Origin of the sequence: Novimethylophilus kurashikiensis, from assembly GCF_003112435.1 — a bacterium.
GTDB classification, from domain to species: Bacteria; Pseudomonadota; Gammaproteobacteria; order Burkholderiales; family Methylophilaceae; genus Novimethylophilus; species Novimethylophilus kurashikiensis.
In genome coordinates this window covers 270,580-292,475 of the sequence record NZ_BDOQ01000006.1, presented here as the reverse complement: position 1 = coordinate 292,475, position 21,896 = coordinate 270,580, and the positions used below count along the sequence as shown (strand labels likewise).

Sequence of the window (21,896 nt, the reverse complement as noted above, 5' to 3'; positions counted from 1 at the left end):
TTTATGCTGATAAATCACCTATTGATTTAGCAACTATAAACCTTGCCGGATTCTCATTTTTTGAGAGAGATTGGAAATGTGCCTTACCACAAGCAATCTTGGCGCTTTCTCGGTCGCGCAATTCATCATCGAAAAGGGTGCTCTTCGTTTCCACAACGAAATAAAGGCGTTCAGTACCGCCTTCCTCAACCAGCACAGCCCAGTCAGGATTGTAAGTGCCAAGCGGAGTCGGGACCTTAAACCATCCTGGCAGTTTGGCGTATACCTTGATGTTCTCGTTTTTCTCCAGTTCGTCGGCGAAGTCGCGTTCAGTATTGGAGTCATAAACCACATGCTCATAGACTGATTTCTGTGTGTCCCTGAGCATGTTTTTCATATAGCCGGTCAGCTCTTCTTGCTCGAACAATTCCTGTGCGTAGTAGTGCTCCTCACCAATACGCTGATATTTGATGCCATCAACCAAGATCATTCGTTTACAGCGGTTGATCACATCGGTGGCCAGGTCAATAAACTGCTGCGGATTACGTTTGAAATCTTCTAGGCGTCCACTCTCAGTTAGGATTCGCACAATGGTGCGACGTGTAAGGTGAGTCCTATCCTGCAAATCCGTCAGTAAGTCAGGCAATTCAATATCAGCTTCATCCAGCACTACAGGCATGGCAGCAGTGGTTTCAGTTGCTTCCACTCCAGCCTTACCAATAGCAATTTCCGCCTTGCGCCATACCAGTCGCGTTTTGGTGATGGGGGGCGCTTTCTGCAACATGGATACACAGTCAGTAACCAACTTCTCAGTATCAAAATGCACGCGATAAGTGGTTTTGTGCTTGATCCTATCCCAAAGTGCCTTGAACTCTTCGCTGTAGAGAACAGCTTTGCGAGTTGCGACTGGCTTGCGATCATCGGCATTCTTGATTTCTAGCTTGCCGGTGATCTTGCGCAGTACTTCGTTGATTTGGGACTTTTGGGCCTCAAACTCTGCTGGCAATGCCAGCGTTCCATCCTTGAGCGCTTTTTTCAGGGAGTCCTGCACCTTGCCCTTGGCATCAATGTAGCCAGTACTTTTCAGGTGCTCCCATAGGGCCTTGGATTGCTCGACGCCAAGCGGAATCACTTTGCCATCAGCATCGGGGACTGCAATAGTCGCAAACTGATGCTGCTCCACAATGCCGAATCGAATGCCTGTATCAGCTTCGATTTCCTTTTGCAGGTTCTCAGCAAACTGCTCGTAATTTTCCGTGGCAATCACGGTGAGAGTGTTGATGTCGAAACCTCGCAGCCGGTCACCATGCTGATTGACGCACAGGCGCAAACCGCGCCCTATGGTCTGACGACGTTCACGTTCAGTCTGTATGTCGCGCAGCGTGCATATCTGGAATACGTTGGGATTGTCCCAGCCTTCCTTGAGTGCGGAATGGGAAAAGATGAACTTGAGCGGGGTTTCAAAGCCCAGCAGCTTTTCCTTTTCCTTCATGATCAGGTTGTAAGCACGCTCCGCGTTTTCCCGGTTGCCAGCATTATTCTCGGCGGTATCGGTCCAGCCGCCTTTTTTATCGATTGAGAAATAACCGTTATGGACATCCTCAGCGGCATGATTCAGATCGACTTCTTCAAACAAGCTTTTGTAGTCTGGGTGCTTGGCGTAGCGGCGGTATTCTTCTTCAAATATTTGGGCGTATGGCCCCTTGAGCGCATTGCCATCGGGGTCATATTGACGATATTTCTCAACGGAATCGATGAAGAAAAGGGATAGCACTTTAATTCCCTGGGGACGCAGGCGCTTTTCCTTGTCCAGGTGTTCCTTGATGGTGCGGCGGATCATTTCCCGCTGCACGGCCATGGGGTCTACATCGCCATGAGCCTCACCAATACGCAGATAGGTTTCTCCGCCAGGGAAGCGAAGCTCCATGAATTCATCGCCCTTAGCGGTTTGGATTTCACCAATGCGGTAGTCTGCATAGATTGCACGGTGAGTCGTCTGCTCAAGATCATCACCATCCTGAACAGTAACCTCTTGCCGCTTGATGCCCGTGGCCGTTTCCACATCTAATTCCACCCTGGCCGAAATCACGCCACGCTGATTGTTCGTGGCAATTAAACGCACATATGCCTTGTTGAACGCACCATCCACTATGGCAGAGGCCACCTCAATCTGCTTCACCAACTTGAGCTCATAGGCATCTACTGCATCCAGGCGGAATACCATGTGGTGTTTATTTACATGGGTGGCTGAATAGCGCAGGGTACAGAGCGGATTCATGGCGTCCAGGGCCTCTTTGCCGCGCCCCTCCAACCCGCCGTCCACACTTTGAGGCTCATCGACAATCACGATAGGATGTGTTGCCTTGATCAAGTCGATTGGCTTCTCTCCACCAGTCTTCTCGCTATCCTTGTAAAGGTTGTTCACATCCTTTTTATTGATAGCGCCGACCGTGACCACCATGATCTGGATGCTGGAGCTAGTCGCGAAATTGCGCACCTGGCCGAGCTTGGCGGAATCGTAGAGGAAGTAATCAAATGGCACCCCGGCATACAAGCCCTTGAAATGGTCCTCAGTGATTTGCAGAGATTTGTAGACACCTTCCTTGATCGCGACGGAGGGCACCACGATGACGAACTTGGTAAATCCGTAGCGCTTATTTAACTCAAAGATCGTACGCAGGTAGACATAAGTTTTACCTGTGCCGGTTTCCATTTCCACGGTGAAGTCACCGGACCTAAGAGCCGTTGATGGGGCTAGACCATTCCTCAGCTGCACATTATTAAGGTTTTTCAGCAGATCATCATCTAGCAAGGTCAGGCGATTACCCACGCCCAGATCGGTTTCTGCGACCCCCAGCGACATCTGTTGTGGCGCGGTTCCCGGAAAAAGGTCCGATGATTCCTCTACAGGCGTTTTCATCGTAACGGTAAATTCTGTACGGCAAACCTCTTGCCCCCGGAACAAATCGCAGACCGCGTCAATGGCCTGTAGCTGGTAGTCTAGGTTGGGCTCGAAATGTAGTTTCATGCGTGAATGAAATCCATTTTTCTAGGATTAGAAAAAAATAAATTCATATGGTTATGTAATTTCCCTTAGCTAAATTGATTGCTAGAAATTGATCTTAGCAATCAAATTTTGCTATTCCTTTGGCCCAAGTTTCCAATCGCCGCTGGCTTTCAGCAATGTCATAAGGTTCATCCCATGTGAACTTTATCGTTGCTGTTTCCCTGGTGCTGCCAAGGAGCTTACCGAGCTTATCGAGGAGGTCGTTTGAATCCAACACTTCACTTATAGGCTACGGACATTGACCAGCCCATGCTGCTGGAGGATGGCTGTGCAGTTGGCCTTGGCGGCATCGTCGGCAAATGCACTGTCACGGAAGACAAGCTGGGTGTCGACCACTGGTGACAGCTCTACGTGCCAGGCGACGATGCCAGTCGAAAGCGCCTCAACATCAGAAGATGCAATCTTGTCGACCAGGCACACTATAAGCGCCCCGGCACCAATGCTGTATACATTCATACCGGCAATAACCTTGGTTTCCATCGGCACGGTGAGGTCCAGGCCAAGCTTGAGCAATAACTCGAACAGAATGTCTTGTTCGGTGCGATCGGATTTCAGATGCTCAGTAGCATCGAACAGTGAGTTGGCAAGGTTCTCGCGATCAGCCTCCCAACTCCGTATGTTGGATGAGTCAAGTTTAAAAATTCGGAAGCCTAAATCTCCATTCCATCCAGGATTTTCGGATTTGATTTTGGTCGTTGCACGACGTAAACGTTCTTTTGTTAGTTCAGCGATGGTATTTAGGTTATTGTCCAATGGCTCAGGCAATTGAACTAGGATAAAACGGCGCTTGCCTTTGTCGCTTGAATTCATCTCATAAATGACTTGCCCAGTTGTTCCTGACCCGGCAAAAAAATCAAGACAAATATCATCTGACCCTAAGAAGGGCTCAAGAAGATGTCTGATTAGTTTTATTGGTTTTACAGTATAAAAAACGTTGTCTCTCCCTTCCTGTACATCGAATAGCTCCTTCAATTCACTCTTAGCTTCAGTATTTGGAAACCGGTCAATTAGCGATGGGGGTTTTGTCTTTCCTCCGCCGTCAAGCTGATAATATTTTTTATATACCTGCCATTCACCATTATTCTTTTGTCGAAAAACTATTCTCTTTTCTGCAAACTCGCGCTCAAATCTTTCTTTGCTAACTAACCATTGTGTTGTTAGGACGTTACCATCAGGCATAGTGATTGGGTAAATTAGGGTTTTTCGCTCTTCAAGATTTGATTTGAGCGGTCGGGTGTAATACTTGCCCCTAACTTTCTCAAACTCGTCACTTTCGATAAATTTCTCAGACTCTTCATCCGTTCTTGCAATTCCAAAATCACCGATTGCATCAGCAAATTTTGCGTACACCAAAATATATTCATGGAAATCAGCATAAAATTTTGCATGTTGTCCACCGGTGTATTTCTTTTTCCATACAAGTTGAGCAATGAAGTTTTCTTCTCCAAATATCTCATCACATAGCTTACGAAGGTTGCTGTCTTCGTTGTCATCTATGCTGATAAATATAACTCCATCGTCACGCAGTAAGTTTCTTGCAAGTTTTAGCCTTGGATACATCATGTTTAGCCAGTCGGTGTGGAACCTTCCGCTGGCCTCGGTGTTACTGCTGATCTTTTGCCCACCTTCAATTTGCCCAGTCAGCTCCAGATAATTCTTGATGTTGTCCTGGAAGTTGTCTGGATACACAAAATCCTTTCCGGTGTTATAAGGAGGGTCGATGTAGATCAGTTTCACCTTGCCGGCATAGCTCTTTTGCAAGAGCTTGAGTACTTCCAGGTTATCGCCCTCGATCATCAGGTTCTGGGTTGTATCCCAGTCCACACTATCTTCGGGGCTGGGGCGCAGTGTACCGGTCGAGGGGGTCAGAGCCAGTTGCCGAGCGCGGCGCTTCCCATGCCAGTTCAGGCCATATTTCTCTTCGACATCGGTAACTGTTTTATCGCCCACCAGTTGCTTTAGGATGTCGATGTTGACCGTCGTACCATCCGCGCTTTCGGTGATGAGCTCCGGGAATAGTGCCTTGATCTGGGCAATGTTGCCGGCCACGATGTCAGCTGATTGGGTTTCCGGGTCTTGGTGCGTGAGTATTTCCATCGATGTTTCCCTGTAATTACAGACTGGAGCGTATCTCAGTTATTTTCGACTGCAAACGCTTCAGTTCAAGATTCATTTCTACCTGGCGAGCCAGTTGTTTTTCTTTGCCTGCGGCTGCACGGAGGCGAGCCATTTCAGCATTCAGTTGCTGTATTTCCTGTAACCCTTGTCTTTGTCTGGCAGCCTGCTCGGGCGTGCCAGCCTTGGTAAATGCCCCGGTGATCCTGGCTGCATTTAGCGCTTGCAGGGTATCCATCCAGCCCTGGTAGACCGTCAGCAACGAGACATTAGGTTGCTTATCCAGTGGCAGGGCATGCAGGAATAATCCCTGCATGCTGACATCCAAGCCATCAGGAAATTGGGCTGCAATTACGCCATCATCCAGCACGACCTTGCCTGCCTCATTCTGCGCCCAGCGTTTGCTGGCAAGCGACAGGTGCAGCGTTTGCTTAAGGCCGCACAATAAAAACACCGGGTAAGGCACTGCGCGGTGAATCAGCTCTTCTAACCGGGCAATCTTCGCCTGTGAGCTGGCTTCTGACCTTAGCCTGACAGATAGCAACGCAATTTCCAGATATTCCCGCTCATCATCACGATATTCGGCAATGCCGGAAGTGCCTGGCTTGAGCGCGGCCAGCCATTGTATTTCATCGATACCATCATGGATGAGCCGCTTATCTGTAGAGGTAGGCGCGCCATTTTCAGCCAGCAGTTTTTTGGGGACGCGTTGATCTACCCGACAGCTTTCCGGGAGCCGTAAGGCATTAATGATTTTGGCTATTGTTGTTTCTGCCATCAGGACTTAATGATCCTTTCGATGTGCAGCAGGCAGTACCACCAGAAAGGCGACCACCTCAAAATCGTTGATACCTGCAAACTCGCCCCGCATGGCATGCGTACCACCTGAACTGAATAAGCTGGCAACCGCGCGCTCTTGACTCTTGCCGGCAATTGACGCTACTGCTGATGCTAATAGACGCTGGGCCTGTCGCATGTCTTCACCGTTCTTGGTGGCCTTCTCAAAAATGGCCGTTGCACCGGCATCCTGCATATCGCGCCCCAATGACAGGCGTTTCAATCGATCCAGAATTCGTCTCGCTTGAGTGTACGGCAGTACCACGTCTCCATCTTCAGACACATGTACTAAATAATGCGGTGCCAATGGGTAGCCGGGGTCGATAGGCTTTTGAGCGGCCACGCCTTCGGCCCGGAGGCAGAAGATGATACCGGGCGAGATGTCCTCATCGATCGATGAAGTTACCGCACAGGCACCAAGCGGCAGTGTTTCCAGCTTACCCGGGTGTGCCTTCAGGTATTGCGCCAGATCGATACGGAAATCGGTAAGGGTCAGGTCTGTAATCGAAACTCCGCTGGAAAGGTCTTCTAAATCGATGACGCTATCTTGTAGCTTCAATAACTGCTTGCGGCGATATTCCAGATCGTTCATCGGATTGCCGGATTGCTGCTCAATCAGGTTTTCTTCCCCCGTTGCGGAAACATCGAGTAGCACCATGCGGCCGCTAACGCGCTGCTCTAGGTTGATGTATTCCTCCAGCTCCATGTTGGGCCAGAAATTTACAAGCTGGATGTGCTTATTTGGGGAGCCAATACGGTCGATACGGCCGAAGCGCTGAATAATACGCACTGGATTCCAGTGAATGTCATAGTTAATGAGCCAGTCGCAGTCCTGGAGGTTCTGGCCTTCGGAAATACAGTCGGTAGCGATCAGCAAATCCAGTTCACCCTCGTAAGAGAGCTCTTCTGGTCGCTCTTTTGACTTGGGTGAAAATGCCGTGAGAATGGAAGCCAAATCCTTACGCAGTCCTGTCAGCGTGGTTTGGTTGCCACCGGCACCCGTCATCAGTGCAGATTCAATTCCAAGGGTTGCCTTAGCCCATGGCGAAAGCTGCTCATATAGGTAGTGTGCGGTATCGGCAAATGCGGTAAAGATGATGATTTTGCGATTGCCAGGGTTGATGGGGTTAGTGCATTTCTGCTCAATCATCTTCCGCAAAGCTGCTAGCTTGGCATCGCGTTCGGCGTCTACTTCATTGGCAGCGGCTAAGAGCGTGGCAAGCCGGTTACGGTCCTCGATCAGGTCTTGTCTCCAGCGAATCAAATCAACATCGCTCAGTAGGACTTTGACCTTGCGTCCGACCAATAGGCTTTCAAATGCCGGATCATCAATATCAACATCTGCGATGTCGATTTCTTCAATGTCCTTATCATGGGCTTCAATGTGGGCAAGCATCGCTTCTACGTCCCGCAGCTGACGCTCTACGGTCAATGCAAATGAAGATACTGCGCTTTCCATTCGCTTGAGCACATTGACGCGCAACAAGTGAATCAAGCTTTCTTCACGGTCTACCTGCCGGAAGAAGCTTTCTCCACCACGAATCTGGGTGCTGTATTTGGCATCGTAGGCGGCTTGCTTGTGTGGCAATACATAACGAAGAGGGGCGTAGCTCGCCAAGTTGAGACGGCGGATCTCCAGATTAATGTCGCGAATGGCCGGGAATGCACCACTGCGATCAACATCAGATTTGATGTTAATGGGAGGTAGCCGATCCGGGAATTTGCCAGTTTCGCTGGTGCCGTAATACTTTTCGATATGACGACGGGAACGGGCAATGGTGAGATGATCGAGTAGGGTGAAGTAGTCAAACCCCAACATCTCGACCAGACGTGACGGTGTTTTCTCTGCCTCATCCATGTCGAGCCAGCGATTGAATTGGGCCTGCGCCTTGCGCGTAGTCGCCTCAATACTGGAAATGCCATGTTCCAGCAAGGCTGAATCGTCACCTTCAGTCACGAAGGATATTTGGTTACGTAAATCGGCCAAGCGATTATTGACCGGTGTTGCAGACAACATTAGGACTCTAGTTTTGACGCCTTCCTTGATGATCCGGCGCATGAGGCGGTCGTAGCGGGATTCTTTACCTTTATGTGTCGCCTTATTACGGAAGTTATGGGATTCGTCGATGACAACCAAGTCGTAGTTGCCCCAGTTAACATGGCTCAGATCAATGTCGCCGGATGATCCCCCATCCCTTGATAGGTCGGTGTGATTGAGAACGTCGTAATTGAGTCGGTCGGAGGCAAGCAAATTGCGCTTGTCGTTAGTTTTGTAAAGTGTCCAGTTGTCACGCAAGCGTTTGGGGCAAAGCACCAGGACGCGATCATTGCGAAGCTCATGGTATTTGATGATAGCAAGCGCCTCGAACGTCTTGCCGAGGCCGACGCTATCGGCAATGATGCAACCGCCAAAACGGTTGAGCTTATCGATTGCGCCAATAACCCCATCGCGTTGGAATTTGAACAGTTTTTTCCATACGACTGTATTACGGATTCCGGTTGCCGATTTGACGATGCGCTCTTCGTCCATTTCGCCATCACCATCACGCAGCAGGCTGGAAAGGATCAGGGTGTAGAGGGTGAATGGTTCTTGTAGTTCGGAAATGGACTGCAGAGCCTGGAGCAGCTGTACCTTTTTTTCTTGCACGTCAGATAAGTTTGACCACTGCGCATTAAACCATTTGGCCAGATGATCTGATTCTGTGAGGTTTTCAGTGGATTGAATCAGGTTTAGCGGATTGCCGGGAGTTATGCCTAGACCATCTGTGCTGAAAGAAAATGACCCAAAAACTGCTTGGACAGCTTGATTTACAGAATTATGGATGATCGCAGCCCCTTGAGGCACAGCGCCGCGGGCGTGTCGGACTTCTACTTGCTTATTTAGCCATTCAAGGCATCGTTTTGCTAGCCAACGAGATTGAAGGCAGTTGCGCCCTGCGCGGTCACCTTGATTGCCGATTAGTTCCAAGTCAACATCGCTGCCAGGCAAGAGTAGCTTGATGTTCTGGAGTCTAAATAGCTCATTCTGAAGCTCTTCAAACGCAAATAGCGAAAAGCTGGTGGTCGCTAAGTCTAGACCATCGCCGCTTGATAGGCTCGGGCGAACAATATCGATAACTCTATCTGTCCCTACATTTGTGACAATTCTCATGGTCGTCCCAAATTATTAGTATTGATTTTGGGCAATTGAATATTCCTCCCTCAGGTTATCTTTTAGATAACACCATAGGCGCTTATCAATTTGGGTGCGAATATTTGCCCATCATACAATGCGTGCATCATCCCAGAGAGCAGGTAATCGGCGCTCAACATATTGAATATAACTAACGAACATAAGCGCCAGAAAGCAATAACACCTGCCACAACCTCAGGAGTGATTTTTACTTCACCTCTTGAGTATGCTAGATAAACAGCATTACGTTGTTCGCCTTTTGAGTGAGCAATATAGTCTATCTCTGCTTTGTAGTTTTCAGGCAGCAACTTCCGTTCAAAATGAATTGCATATTCTTGTATCCCGAGTAGTCCTCTATTTCTCCACTCCTTTTGCTCGGGAAAAATAACATCAATCACCTCCCAAAGCTTTGCATGCGGCGCAGCTAATGCAGCCCATAACATCACACCTCCGGGGCCTAGGTCGAATACGGCACGACTACCTGCACATCTCTTTTCAACAGCTGCAAGGGTGGCATGCGTTGGAACCCTAGTTCCAGAACGGTACTTATACCAATTACGGTCAGTACCAGAGCCGAAAAAGTCGTCCATCTCATAGGCTGTAGCGAGCCCAAGTCGTTCTCGCAGCCACTCAAACCACACCACAGTTCTTAACCGATCAATTTCCGTTCGTCTTGGACGGGCCATTATTTAATTACTTTATTGGACAGTTATTCAATTAAACACGTCCTGTCAGTGACTTACAAGACTCCCTAGTATTGCAGAACGTAATCGAACACACCTGACGCCCAGATTGGCAATGGTGATTAGCGCAAGTAGGCGAAAGCCTTGTGGAACATAGGTTATTAGCCTTTTGTTAGTGATTACCAAACGGCCCTTCTACAAGTCTGGAACCTAGCGTTGTAGTGCGGCTTCTGGCCAACGAGTTTTCCCTTGTTCCAGGCTTCGCGTTTGTTGATGGTTTCCATTTCAGACTCCTAGGTTGTTGATCGGAGTCTGATTTTTCGCCTCAGTTGGCAACGGCAGCTATTGGATAATACTTTCTAAAAATACTATCGGCCAATTCCAAACATTCAAACTGTTAAACTGTCGTGATCGAATTTTGAGCACATTTACGAGTTATGGATTTTCTCATTTTGCTTTTGGGGATTATTTGTGCAGCAATCGGCGGTGAACTCTTTGTTCGCGGAGTTGTTGGGATTGCTCTGTGGGCCAGAATATCCTCAGGAATCATTGCAGCAACCTTTGCCGCCTTCGCCACGTCGAGCCCAGAACTTTCCGTATCTGTAACTTCTGCCCTAGCTGGTACTCCTCAAATCGCACTTGGCGACGCATTGGGAAGTAACGTAGTCAACATCGCATTGATTCTTGGCATAGCTCTTTTAATAGCACCGCTGAAGACACCAAAAGACGTTTTGAAGCGTGATTTTCCTGTCGCACTGCTCGTACCAATTCTTCTAATCATCCTCGCTCAAGATGGACTGCTTTCAAGGGCAGATGGTTTGATTCTGCTATCTCTATTTGCCATATGGGTAGTCATTATGGTGCTTGAAGTTAGAAGGCAACGTAGTGTTGCGCCAGCAATACTCGGAGATAACAAGCATGGCCGATCTGTGATTGAAAGCCTTATTGGGTTAGCGTTTCTGGTTGGGTCGGGAAAACTTATCGTGTCAGGAGCAACAGCAATTTCAGCTTATTACGGAATCGATCCCTTTCTTGTCGGCGCAACATTGGTTGCAATGGGTACATCCGCGCCAGAACTAGCCACAGTAGTTATCTCCCGACTGCGTGGACACGATGAAGTTGGCTTGGGAACGATATTAGGCAGCAATATATTTAACGGTTTATTTGTAGTCGCAATTGCAGCAATCATTAATCCTATCGCTGTAAAGTGGGGTGACGTTTCAACGGGTTTGATTTTTGGCTTAATCACAAGTATCTGCTTATTCCCATTGAGTGCAGGCTTAATTGAAAGGCGGCGAGGCGCATTATTGTTGGCACTTTATGCAGTTTACATAAGCGTTCTATTGCAGCGTATGTGACAAGCACGATCACAAACCTATTAAATGTCCCCTTCGGGTAGAGATTCGTCGTCTTGAACCGGCCATTAGTGGACTGTCAGAGTCAAAAGAAGACGCTGAGGAATCACATATCCACTCAACCAGCGAGTATTCAGTGCACCTGTAGACCACTGGCCTTTACTGATTTTTCATCCAGCTATTTGAAGTTAAGAATCAATGGATACTGTCCATGCTCAACAGTTTCTCTCCGAAGGTATGCTGAAATCCAATGAAAAGCCGCCACCGGTCAGCGGCTGGCTGTACCCCACACCGACGTAGGCGCATTTAAGTCTGAGCATCTCACCGCCGTTATTGCACGGTGTATCCGGTTACGGGGTATCCGGCGGCAGATATTGAAGACTGAACCGCCTGGATGTCTGCCTGAGTATCGACATTCACAGTCTTCTTTTGCAAATCCACATCAACCTGTGCATGGCTGTCCACGCGCTGTACTGCCTGTTTTACATTGGCCGCACAGCCGCCGCAGGTCATGCCTTCCACTTGCAATTGATACATGGATTTCTCCTTGGACAGGGATGTGTGTAGTAGCGGGATTGCCCGCTTGTTCAATCAGAATTTTGGGCGAGGCGTTGGCTTTGGTCCGACCAAGCAATCATGGTGGAGCCCACGGTCTTTACCTTGCCGAATACCAGTGCGCTGGGGTCGATCCACATGCGTTTGCCGCCCCAGTCGATAAAACCGAGTGCATTACGTACCCCGCCGATGGCAAGTTGCAACATGGGGCGCCCCTGATGTTCGGCAACATCCACGACTTCGCCGATTCGGATACCTTGACGGTCAAGCACGACGGCGCCTTTGTAGCTCCGCAAGTTGGTGTGAGGTGAATTGACGTTTCCACTCGCGCCCTTCACATCGAATTGCGTAAGTTGGGTGTTTTGCAATAGTCGCTTAGCCTTGTCGGGATGACCGTCGGCGATGCTGCGCCGGGTGCGCAAGACGGTTTCATGTGCTGTTTGGAATGGCTCGCCAAATGTCATACCCAGTTCGCTTACCCGCTTAGCCGCATCCAATGCCAGTACCGCCTCCGTTTTATTGCTGTCTAATGACTGTGCCGCCAGGCCGATGTCTGCCTTTAAGCCCTCTGCAAGTGCTGCCACAGGTGTTATGCCGAATGAAGGTTCGGTGTCCTCTTGCAATGGTTGGCCGATACGAGTCTGAACGATAGCGGCAAATGCCCAGAGGGCCAATACACCCAACAACGTCATCCCAAGAATGTGTAAAGGCATACGGTTCATATCAGGACATTCCGTGTTTCCAGCCGATTTTTACCAGCCAGTAATTCATCGGGTAGGTGACGATAAATCCCATCAGAAGACCGAGTGCTGCAAAGCCCCAGAAGGCAAACGTCGCGGGGTGAGGCTGCTCGCCGACGGTTAATGGCGTCACATACCCCATCACGACTCCCATACCGGACATGACGGTAATCATTGAAAAGAACTCTGCGCGACCTCCCATCCATAGCGCTTGCATTGGACTGTCGGCCATTTTTCGCATGGCTTTGTACTGAAAGATGAACCATCCGAAGGCAAACCCGACGACATATTCGAACCAGTATTCCTGCCAGAAATTCATGCCGATGAGCCTAGCTACAACCATTGCCGTAATGATGCCCAAGCCATCGCCGCCCACGCAGTGGATCACCGAGCCCGTAACTTTGCGAAAGGTTGAGCTGACGTATTCGTGATGCGCCTGCTTTTCCTGCTTGCCTGTTTTGTTTTCGATACCCGGCGGGCGGCAGGTCCAAAGATAAAGCGCCAGACCGATCACGGAGAAGAAGACAACGATAATCGGCCAGGCCCACTTCAGCGCGGGCTGTACCTGAGTGTTCTTGAGATATTCGTCCTGTACCACCCATATCGCTGCAATCAGGCCGATGATGTACCAGAGCACTACGAATATGGGGCTGGCGAGAAATGAAAAGAAGCTCAGATCCGGCATCGCGAGCATCCTTTAAGAATCAATTCAAGGGTTGGTGGTGGGCTAGCCACCCATGATTCCAAGCTTAGGAGAGCCTGCTTGAATTGTATGTACTACAAGACACGCAAGGTGTTTAAGCAAAAATCACCTGCCGGATTTCCTAAGAACAAAAACAAACTTACCGTCTTCACGAGTTTCTTGAACCAGGTCATAGCTGTGACTGGAAGCGAGTGTACGGATATTCCTGACGGTGCCCTCGCTGCTTGCAATAAGCTTAAGAGTCCCTCCTGCAGGTAGCCTATCCAGCGCTTCCTTGCTGCGAATGGTGGGGATGGGACATTCATCTGATGTTGCATCCACTACGACGTCATATTGATGTATGTAGAGCATATTGTTCTCCCTTTCATAAATGGCTCATGGGGCCATAAAGCCCGACGGGTCAATTCCTTTCGATTCTGTTTCTACAATCGTTCGTACGGCTTCCTGCAATTTGCCGACATCGTGTTCCAACTGATACAACCGCTTGGTCCCACGCAACCAGCAATGAAATCCCTGTTCGTATTGACGTTCGAAGACCAGATAGAAGGGCAGTCGCTGCGCTAGAATTTTGAAGAAGTGACAAACCTCCTCCATGACGCTGCCATAGTGCCTATTGAAGTGGGTATCGATCACCATGACAACGCAGTCGTAGTCCATTGATTTACTGTCCTGGCCTAATGCGTTTGAAACTGTTCGGGCATCGCAAGCCCAATTTAGAACCAAGAAGTGATGTTGTAACAACGTAGCAAGGACTGTGCTGTCAGAGACAACCAGTGCATGTAAGGACATCAATTCCCCCTTATAACAATTGAGCGAACCCATGCAAAGTCCGCCAGGGCTTGAAAAAACAGAGCAATAATTTTTAAAAATACTATTGTACAAATATAATTGAGGCAATGAATATTTTTGAGCTTGAGTCATTTCAATCTATCTATGGTTCTGAATCTTAAGGAAGTTTTGACGGCTGTTTCCAAGGCCCAATTGACCGATCATCAGGCGTGGCGTGGAAGGCTGGTAATTTGGTTGGGTGCGGCTGCAGTCGGACTAATCACCGTGGTGTTCGTCCGGCTTTCCGACCTTGCCATCCGCCTCTTTTTTGCCTTGCAGGCAATCGCCTGGTGGGTCCCGCTGGTAGTAACGCCACTGGGTGGCATGCTCATTGCCGCTATCACTACGAAGTGGTTTGCAGGTGCTAAAGGCAGCGGAATCCCCCAAACCATCGCTGCCGTGCAGGAGCAGGAAGCGATGGTCTCGCCATTGATTTCACTCAAGCTAGCCTTGGGCAAGATTCTGCTGGGTGCGTCGGCGCTTGCAGTAGGTTTCTCATCCGGACGTGAAGGGCCCGCGGTACAGATCGGTGCCAGCGTTCTTCACAGTTTCAGGCGATTGGTACCTGAAGGCTTCAGCGTTCATCCCCATCATCTCATCATGGCCGGAGGTGCCGCTGGCATAGCAGCAGCATTCAATACACCCCTAGCAGGAATTGTGTTCGCCATTGAGGAACTCGGTAGGAAATTCGAACAAAAAACCAATGGTGTGGTGATCACGGCCATTGTGCTATCAGGCTTGGTTTCGATTTCGCTACAAGGTAATTACACCTATTTTGGTAGCCTAGCCGTGGGGCATGTTGATAGAACCATTTTGTGGCCTGTTTTGGTCTGTGGCTTAATCTGTGGCGTACTTGGCGGGGTGTTCAGTCGAACCTTGATTGAAGCTTCGCTGCCAATGAATGATTGGCCTGCTCGGCTGAGGAAAACCCATCCCTTGATATGGGCTGGGGCATGCGGGTTGGTGGTAGCCTTGTTAGGTTTGGTAAGTCACGGGGCGGCTCATGGTTCAGGCTACCAATATACCCAGCAGATGCTGAGCGGCGGGGTTAAAGAGGCTTGGCAGTATGCCCCCATTAAATACCTTGCAACGATATTCACTTACCTTAGCGGTGTGCCTGGCGGAATCTTCGCTCCTTCTCTTTCGATCGGTGCAGGCATTGGTAACGATCTCCTGTCCGTATTTGGTGGCACGTATAGTCAAGCCGCTATTTGTGCATTGTGCATGGCTGCGTTCCTCGCCGCGGTCACGCAAGCGCCAATTACATCTTTCATCATCGTCATGGAGATGATTGACGGCCATTTGATGGTGATCAGCCTAATGGCTGTCGCATTGCTCTCTTCTATTGTTGCCCGCTTGTTTAGCCCTCCGCTTTATGCGGCACTGGCTATAACGGCAAATAGTGGCAATCCTCTTTTAGAGCATAAGGAGAAAAAACGGGCTAGTCCATTCTAACTGCGCGCCTATCTGCCGATTTTCCTCTTTGCTTGGACCTGTCGCCCCAGATTGCATTTATATAAATATATTTATACTATAACCATCATAAAAATCCTGTCTAAATGAGGCACACCTAACAGGAACAATCGATGCCATAAGAATTCAGGACTAAGTAAATTGATATCAATCAAAAGGAGATGAGATGTATGTACGACAGGCATCTGGGGGAGTTTTGATTGGCGGAAAAAACCATTCAGAAATTGAAATTAATCGGTTCAAGTTCCTTGAGCAGACCGAAAAATTAGGTCTCGCACCATTCGTAGAAATATCTCCTGCCGAGAATGGTCAAGGCACTAGGTTCTGGATATGCAGAGAGATTCAAGAAGCATGGGCCCCAGATCGCAGTACATTAAACCTCTGTAAGACGCTTCAACTCGATACGCTGGCAAAGACAGATGACCTGGAAAAAGAAATCCTGGTGGCCATGCTGCTGGCGCCTGTTACTTTTGCGTTTCCCAGCCATGATGAAATGCTTGCTTCAGTTCGCATCCGTCAAAATATTGTGCAAGGAGCTCGCCGCACTGCACTCTCTTTTCACACATCCAAAGTCGATCGACCCACTGAATATTGGCGATACTCTGAAGAAGCTGGCTTCATCTTGGTTCCAGGAAAACATTTAATCGAGGCTCTTAGAACTGCAACGCAGCCCGACAACTCTGAAATCCGCTATTCATTTTCCTGCTATCGCGCTACAGAGTATGTGATCCTGCTCGGTATGGCGCTGGAACTCGAAACGTCTAACCCAATACTATTACAAGGGTTACAACGCCAGTGGGAAACCCGCGCCATCATGTCAGGCCGCTTCCATGACACATTTCTTTGCGAGTACGGTTCAGTGAATGAACCTCTGCCAATGAAATTTTATGTACCTGGCGATAGGTTGTGGTTCCGCAACCCAGACGAAGCATCCTCTGACGTCTCTGGCTATGAAGGGTCTTGGGTTTTCTATCTTGGAAATGGCTTATTTACCAATTTTTGGGAGCCGGACAAACCATATACCTTGGCGGAAAAATGCGTCGAACTCTACCACTGGCGTCATGCAATTTACACAGACGAAGAGGGAGCCCCGAGGATTGATGAAACAATTGTCGATGAAAGGGTTTGCGCAACAATGAAGGACCATGCCAAAGTCCAAATCATTCTTGGAAAAATGATGCGATTGCGTGATTCCAAAGGGGTATACGCTGATGGTGGTTGCATCGATAGAACGCGTGAATATCCTCGTTTAGTTTGTCAAGGAACTTCCGACATAGTTCTGCCTTTTGACATGCTCATGGGCTCACCTCAATGAAAAGGCTCATGGTTGCAGCAATTTTCACCCTCGGTACGTTATGTGTTGCCATCTACTATTACTGGCAACATATTCAATCGATACCGGTGGACGAACCAGTTCCACCACCCATTCCTGCGATGACATCGACCCCACCTAAACCGGTAGCACGTCAAGTCATAACCCCTCCTGCTACCCAAGGATCTTTACCAGATTTGGCAAATAGCGATCCATTCGTGATGGATGCTTTGACGAGTCTAATCGGCAATCAATCGCTGCTGAAAATTTTCAAGACCGAGCAAATCATTCACGACATCGTTGCAACGATTGATAATCTGCCAGGCCCACGTGCACCGATGAGTGTGATGCCTGTAGAGCCTGCCCGTGGAAAGTTCATCATAGAAAAGACAAAAGGAACTATCGGTATAGATCAACAGAATGCTATTCGCTATACCCCATATGTACGACTAGCAGAATCGTTAGATGCTAAGAAATTAGTGGAGTTATATGTCCGGCTATATCCATTGTTCCAACAGTCTTATGAAGAGCTAGGTTACCCAGGTAAATATTTTAATGACCGCTTGATGGTAGCCATAGATGATCTGCTTGCTGCGCCTGAGTTCAGCAAACAAATTAAGTTGGAGCAACCAAAGTATTACTACCAATATGCCGACCCAGATATCGAAAGCCTTTCCATTGGGCAGAGAATTCTTGTACGGATTGGTATCGATAACGAAATGTTGATCAAAAATAAGATAAGAGAAATCAAACAGGAGTTGATTCATCACATGCACAAGATTGGCACGTCGGACGTCAGATAAATACGAAGTTCTTAGCTATAACGATTACGAGGAAGAGCGGCTAGGCGGGGGCGGCTAAAGCGGGTGCTCCCGTCCTTTTTTACTTCTTTATTTTGAAGAGAAGTAGCTGGTCAATCAGCCAATAAATCATCTAGTGGCCTGCTGCGTTAGTCATATAGATCGCTTGGTTTCTATCGCGGCAGAAACGAAAATAGACCCGAGGGGGCAACTTCGATATGCCGATTGGCCATGTGTCGCTTTAAACGAGCGAAAGGCAAAGATGATGATGTATGAAGCTTTGCAAACTGACGTCTAGATTTGTATCAGGGTTTTAGAACGAAACAATAGTCTTTTCGTAAACTCCTGAAAATATAGGAATGGAGCTTGTTATGGATGGCGTAAGTGATGAAGCGGCTACTGAGGCAGCCATTCAAATTGCTTCATCAAATTATCTAAAGACTTTAACTGAGCTTGGCGATAGTCGCTCACTAATTACTACTCAAGATATTTATTCAAGTACCGGTCTCAAACTTATTAAAAAGGGGGTTCGCTTTAATAGCAAGCTATACGATCAACTTGTTCATCACAAGTTAATCCCTGACCTTGATCAATCCCTCGGCATTGAAAACCCTATTACGACCGAGGAACTCGCTGAACAGTTGAACAATTTGCTGGCTTATGATGCTCGGCTTCTAGCGTTTAAAGCCAATTTTTCCCAAACAGATGTTCTTGTGCGGGTGCTCAAACAAGTTCAGCTCAACCCTGCAATGGCCTTCAAGCTAACTGTAATGAGGGAAGTTCGTCCTAGACTATTGCAACACAGTCTTTATGTCACAATCGTTAGTATTTATATCGGTATTCGTGCCAATTTGTTAGAGGAAGAATTAATAGGGCTTGCAACTGCGGCATTACTTCATGACATCGGCATTATGCATATGGACCATAGACTACTTGACGATGGCCATGTGCTAACAGAACAAGAGTGGAACCATCTCTATGCCCATCCAGTTACGGCATACCTAATCCTTAAAGAATTTCCAGAGTATGAAGCCAACATTACCAATGCAATCCTTGAACATCATGAGCGTTTAGATGGTAGTGGCTACCCTCGAGGTTTGCGTGGAAATAGAATTGGTCGCATGGGGCAGATCATCGCGCTGGCTGTCATTGTGTCAAGCCGTTTTGAGCAAAATGATGAGAACCATGGTGGCCTTCGCCTGGAAACCATTCTTAAGTTGAATTCTCGACGCTATGGGCACGAATATATTGGTTATCTAGATATCTTCTACAAGGATCAGGATATCCAATTACCTTCAATAACACCGGAATTACAAGAATTAACTGCTGAGCGAATTAGAACCATAGCCATGGTCTTGCAATCATGGGCTGAAACTTACTTGGCATTGCGAGATAGCCAACCCGTCGGGCACTTCATAAACGAGCGGATATCGAATTTGGAAGTGGCAGTATTCGATGCAGGATTTGACCCAAACCCAGAAAATACGATGCTACTTGAGGCCGAGAATGATCCTAGATTTTTGTTAGAGATGCGAGTCCTATCAGATGAGACATTTTGGCAGATAAGAGAAGTTCTAAAAGAAATTCATCGACGATGGCCATTGCTAGACCACGAAGACAAAACTTCCGCTCTACGCCCAATCGCTGATTGGGTATCAGAAACGAGGGCGCTGACGGCATTCAGTGATCAGAACACCCTATGACAGGCAAAGATTGCTGAAATTCCAAGGGCTGCAATGGGTCGGAAGTACGCATTCCCGGTATTGAAAAGCAGCCGTTCGGCATGAATTCGTGATCAGTGACAGCTATAGATTACATAGAGGACCAAGCTGCTATGAATCCGAACGGCTGCAATGGCCGAGAAGCCGACCTTGGTTTCTATCTCTGTAAACGACTGCTCTTGGCCGTAAGCTGACATTGCAATAATCATTAGCAACAGTCTGGTTCTTGGCCAATGCTGCCCTTACGGATAAGGCCAGTCTGAGGCGGCAATGTGCTGGTATTCTGCCGTTCAACTGGCGGCAAAGTGTCTACTGAAACGAGTCAATTCATTCCTCATTTTTAAACTTTTATTGTCCAGATTTATTTCGAGTTGGATCTTCTCTTCACGGCGCTGGTCGACAAAGCTGAGCCGGTCACATTCAGATCTCCAGATGGTTGGATTCCATCCTCAAAAAAAGCATCTACATGATTCTTAGTCCCAGCTGCATGAAACAAAATCAATTCATTGATGGCATTTTTGATTCTTAATGGCAATCGGTTATATGCGGCAAGCATTTCAAGATGCTGTGGGGTAACAAAAGATGGAAGCCCATCGGGTATCTTCCCGGTAGCGTTTAGTGTGACGCCAAGAAGAGTTTCCAGCTGTTGAAGCCTTCCAATCTTTATTCCTTTCCCATTTTCCCAATATGTGACTGACGTTTTAGATACCCCTGCTCGTTTTGCAAGCTCGGCTTGATCCCAGCCTTTTGCCTCTCTTGCAATCCGGATTTGGTCTTTCAGCTCCATATCGATTTATCCCTAAATTGTTCTCATAAATATACAAGAAAAAGTTCAATCAGACAAAAAAGTTTAACTTAAAAAGTAAAAGTTATATTAATATGTGCCTCTGATTCGCACTTGGGTTAGACAAGGTGTGTTCAATTAAAGCCAGGTAGCTTTTAGTCGAATCAAAATTAATCAACATTAAAGAGCAATCATTTGTGAAAAATTAAATGCTGAGCAAAGATCAAACTACATTCGAAGATGGCAGTAATCAAACATCAATTCATAACAATGAAAGCGATGAGGTGCAGCTGAATAACCGAGACCCATTATTAAATACAGTAGAAGCGGCCAGCTATCTTGGTATTTATCCACATACCCTCGATGTTTGGAGATGCACAAGACGTTACAAGATTTCTTATGTGAAAGTGGGGCGCTTGGTTAGGTATAGGAAAAGTGCTCTCGATGAATTCTTGAATCGTCAAACTGTGCGTTGATGACTCATGTGTAAACCAAATTAGATCAGTACGAGAAAGCTAAACATGACTATTAAATTCGCTAATTCTCCAGCAGATGTGGAATCGAGGGAGATGGAATTCAGACGGAAATATTTTGCGACTGCAGAAGATAATTTGAGAAAGGTGGGAGCTAAATTCATACATCTTTACCCCGATCAAAACTTACACCACAACTTTAGTGGATCAGCAGACATTGTGATAATTGATCAACTACTTGAAGCAATAAATCCGAAATTAACTAACCGAAATGTGGTTGGTAAGTTGGGTTCAAGCATCAGCGCAAAGTCAGCAACTGAAATGAAAAAGTTTGCTAAAAAGTTAAAAGACATACGCAAGAATCTATTGAAGATGGTGGAGGAATCAATATGACCTCGACTCATCTGTTGAGATTGGCGAAGCTGAAAGGAGCTACTCGAGTGCTTGCGGCTGCTAAACATAACCGGCGGGAAATTCAGAGCGAGTTAGTCGGAGGTGGAAATATCGATCCTACGAAATCTCATCTTAATTATTCGCTGACTGGAGCTACTACAGCGATGGGAATCAGCCAAGAAGCTAAAAGTATGATGCAAAGGGCTGGTATTAAAAAAATGCGTAAAGATGGTGTAGTCGCTGTCGAGGTTGTGTTTTCGTTGCCTGCGAAACATTCCGCAGATCACAAGAAGTTTTTCAGCGACTGTCTGGAATGGACATGCACTGAATTTGCCGGTCATGTTTTAAGCTTCGACGTTCATCTGGACGAAAGTGCTCCACACGCACATGCATTGATTCTTCCGCTTATAAATGGAAGCATGAAGGGGTCGGAAATGGTGGGAAACAAGAGACGCCTTCAAGAATTACATGCTCGATTTCATATTGCGGTCGGGTGTAGATATGGCTTGGCAAAACCAAGCGGACGATTGATTGGATACGCTAAAGAAGAAACTCTAAAAAACGTACTTGCCGCTTTGAGAAACGATCCTGTCCAACATTCAAAAATTTGGGCAGTGGTGCGTGACATGATCACAGTAAACCCAGCTATCTTTGCAAGTGCGCTAGGAATTATGATTTCAAGAGCCAAAGCTGGTGCACGTCAGTCATTCGTTGAGATCATGACAAGCAAGGGGCATGGATCAACGATATAAGTTTGCATAGTTCCAAATCGAACCCTATCCTGTGTAGGGTTCGTTGTTCCGCTAGCTTTGCACTTAGTTATATATAAACGGAACTAACTGTAAAAGGCTGGGTGAGCCTCTCAACTAAAAGGAGGTTACGCTGCAGTTACCAAGTGGTTACATA

General features: G+C 47.6%; 19 protein-coding genes. 8 read left to right on the top strand and 11 right to left on the bottom strand.

Annotation, left to right across the window (positions count from 1 at the left end):
- Position 1: 1 nt before the first annotated feature.
- The 5 genes from NMK_RS08940 to NMK_RS08920 all read right to left on the bottom strand — a co-directional run bounded on the left by NMK_RS08940 (position 2) and on the right by NMK_RS08920 (position 9,760).
- On the bottom strand, positions 2-3,007 hold the full coding sequence (locus NMK_RS08940; protein WP_109015423.1) for a type III restriction-modification system endonuclease: 3,006 nt from the start codon (positions 3,005-3,007) through the stop codon (positions 2-4).
- A 261-nt stretch (positions 3,008-3,268) separates the two neighbouring features.
- On the bottom strand, positions 3,269-5,143 hold the full coding sequence (locus tag NMK_RS08935) for a site-specific DNA-methyltransferase (protein WP_109015422.1): 1,875 nt from the start codon (positions 5,141-5,143) through the stop codon (positions 3,269-3,271).
- 16 nt (positions 5,144-5,159) lie between these two features.
- Entirely contained in the window at positions 5,160-5,939 is a 780-nt protein-coding gene (locus NMK_RS08930) for a DUF4391 domain-containing protein (protein WP_109015421.1), read from the bottom strand.
- 6 nt (positions 5,940-5,945) lie between these two features.
- Positions 5,946-9,149, bottom strand: a complete 3,204-nt coding sequence (locus tag NMK_RS08925; RefSeq protein ID WP_109015420.1) for a helicase-related protein — start codon at positions 9,147-9,149, stop codon at positions 5,946-5,948.
- A gap of 62 nt (positions 9,150-9,211) precedes the next feature.
- Complete coding sequence (locus NMK_RS08920) at positions 9,212-9,760, bottom strand: hypothetical protein (protein ID WP_146187149.1); 549 nt, start codon at positions 9,758-9,760, stop codon at positions 9,212-9,214.
- A gap of 530 nt (positions 9,761-10,290) precedes the next feature.
- Between NMK_RS08920 and NMK_RS08915 the strand changes: the two genes are divergently transcribed.
- Complete coding sequence (locus NMK_RS08915) at positions 10,291-11,211, top strand: sodium:calcium antiporter (RefSeq protein ID WP_109015418.1); 921 nt, start codon at positions 10,291-10,293, stop codon at positions 11,209-11,211.
- Positions 11,212-11,538: 327 nt separating this feature from the next.
- Here the strand turns inward: NMK_RS08915 and NMK_RS08910 are convergent, their stop codons facing one another.
- The 5 genes from NMK_RS08910 to NMK_RS08890 form a co-directional block, all read right to left on the bottom strand.
- Complete coding sequence (locus tag NMK_RS08910) at positions 11,539-11,745, bottom strand: heavy-metal-associated domain-containing protein (RefSeq protein WP_109015417.1); 207 nt, start codon at positions 11,743-11,745, stop codon at positions 11,539-11,541.
- 50 nt (positions 11,746-11,795) lie between these two features.
- Positions 11,796-12,485 carry a hypothetical protein gene (locus tag NMK_RS08905; protein ID WP_109015416.1) on the bottom strand — a complete coding sequence of 230 codons (690 nt, stop codon included), beginning with the start codon at positions 12,483-12,485 and terminating at the stop codon, positions 11,796-11,798.
- A 1-nt stretch (position 12,486) separates the two neighbouring features.
- Positions 12,487-13,188, bottom strand: a complete 702-nt coding sequence (locus tag NMK_RS08900) for a DUF4396 domain-containing protein (RefSeq protein WP_181376211.1) — start codon at positions 13,186-13,188, stop codon at positions 12,487-12,489.
- A 123-nt stretch (positions 13,189-13,311) separates the two neighbouring features.
- Positions 13,312-13,557: a sulfurtransferase TusA family protein gene (locus NMK_RS19030; RefSeq protein ID WP_109015415.1), complete on the bottom strand. Its 246-nt coding sequence runs from the start codon at positions 13,555-13,557 to the stop codon at positions 13,312-13,314.
- Between the two features lie 24 nt (positions 13,558-13,581).
- The gene (locus NMK_RS08890) at positions 13,582-13,995 is read right to left on the bottom strand and encodes a hypothetical protein (protein WP_146187148.1); all 414 of its coding nucleotides are present in this window, start codon (positions 13,993-13,995) and stop codon (positions 13,582-13,584) included.
- A gap of 123 nt (positions 13,996-14,118) precedes the next feature.
- Between NMK_RS08890 and NMK_RS08885 the strand changes: the two genes are divergently transcribed.
- The 4 genes from NMK_RS08885 (at position 14,119) to NMK_RS08870 (ending at position 19,322) form a co-directional block, all read left to right on the top strand.
- Complete coding sequence (locus NMK_RS08885) at positions 14,119-15,489, top strand: chloride channel protein (protein ID WP_227871433.1); 1,371 nt, start codon at positions 14,119-14,121, stop codon at positions 15,487-15,489.
- Positions 15,490-15,673: 184 nt separating this feature from the next.
- A complete protein-coding gene (locus NMK_RS08880) occupies positions 15,674-16,822 on the top strand; it encodes a TGL-type protein-glutamine gamma-glutamyltransferase (protein WP_109015412.1) in 1,149 nt (382 codons plus the stop codon).
- An 8-nt stretch (positions 16,823-16,830) separates the two neighbouring features.
- The gene (locus NMK_RS08875; RefSeq protein WP_181376210.1) at positions 16,831-17,622 is read left to right on the top strand and encodes a DUF3014 domain-containing protein; all 792 of its coding nucleotides are present in this window, start codon (positions 16,831-16,833) and stop codon (positions 17,620-17,622) included.
- Positions 17,623-17,990: 368 nt separating this feature from the next.
- Entirely contained in the window at positions 17,991-19,322 is a 1,332-nt protein-coding gene (locus NMK_RS08870) for an HD-GYP domain-containing protein (RefSeq protein WP_181376209.1), read from the top strand.
- Between the two features lie 379 nt (positions 19,323-19,701).
- Here NMK_RS08870 and NMK_RS08865 read toward each other — a convergent pair whose 3' ends face one another.
- Entirely contained in the window at positions 19,702-20,127 is a 426-nt protein-coding gene (locus NMK_RS08865; protein ID WP_109015409.1) for a helix-turn-helix domain-containing protein, read from the bottom strand.
- Positions 20,128-20,333: 206 nt separating this feature from the next.
- Here NMK_RS08865 and NMK_RS08860 point away from each other — a divergent pair, with 206 nt between their 5' ends.
- Genes NMK_RS08860 through NMK_RS08850 form a run of 3 tightly spaced genes read left to right on the top strand, consistent with a single transcriptional unit; the run spans position 20,334 to position 21,742 of the window.
- The gene (locus tag NMK_RS08860) at positions 20,334-20,600 is read left to right on the top strand and encodes a helix-turn-helix domain-containing protein (RefSeq protein WP_109015408.1); all 267 of its coding nucleotides are present in this window, start codon (positions 20,334-20,336) and stop codon (positions 20,598-20,600) included.
- Between the two features lie 45 nt (positions 20,601-20,645).
- Positions 20,646-20,990, top strand: a complete 345-nt coding sequence (locus tag NMK_RS08855) for a hypothetical protein (RefSeq protein ID WP_146187147.1) — start codon at positions 20,646-20,648, stop codon at positions 20,988-20,990.
- A complete protein-coding gene (locus NMK_RS08850; RefSeq protein WP_109015406.1) occupies positions 20,987-21,742 on the top strand; it encodes a plasmid recombination protein in 756 nt (251 codons plus the stop codon). The genes NMK_RS08855 and NMK_RS08850 overlap by 4 nt, the downstream gene beginning before the upstream one ends.
- Positions 21,743-21,896: the final 154 nt, after the last annotated feature.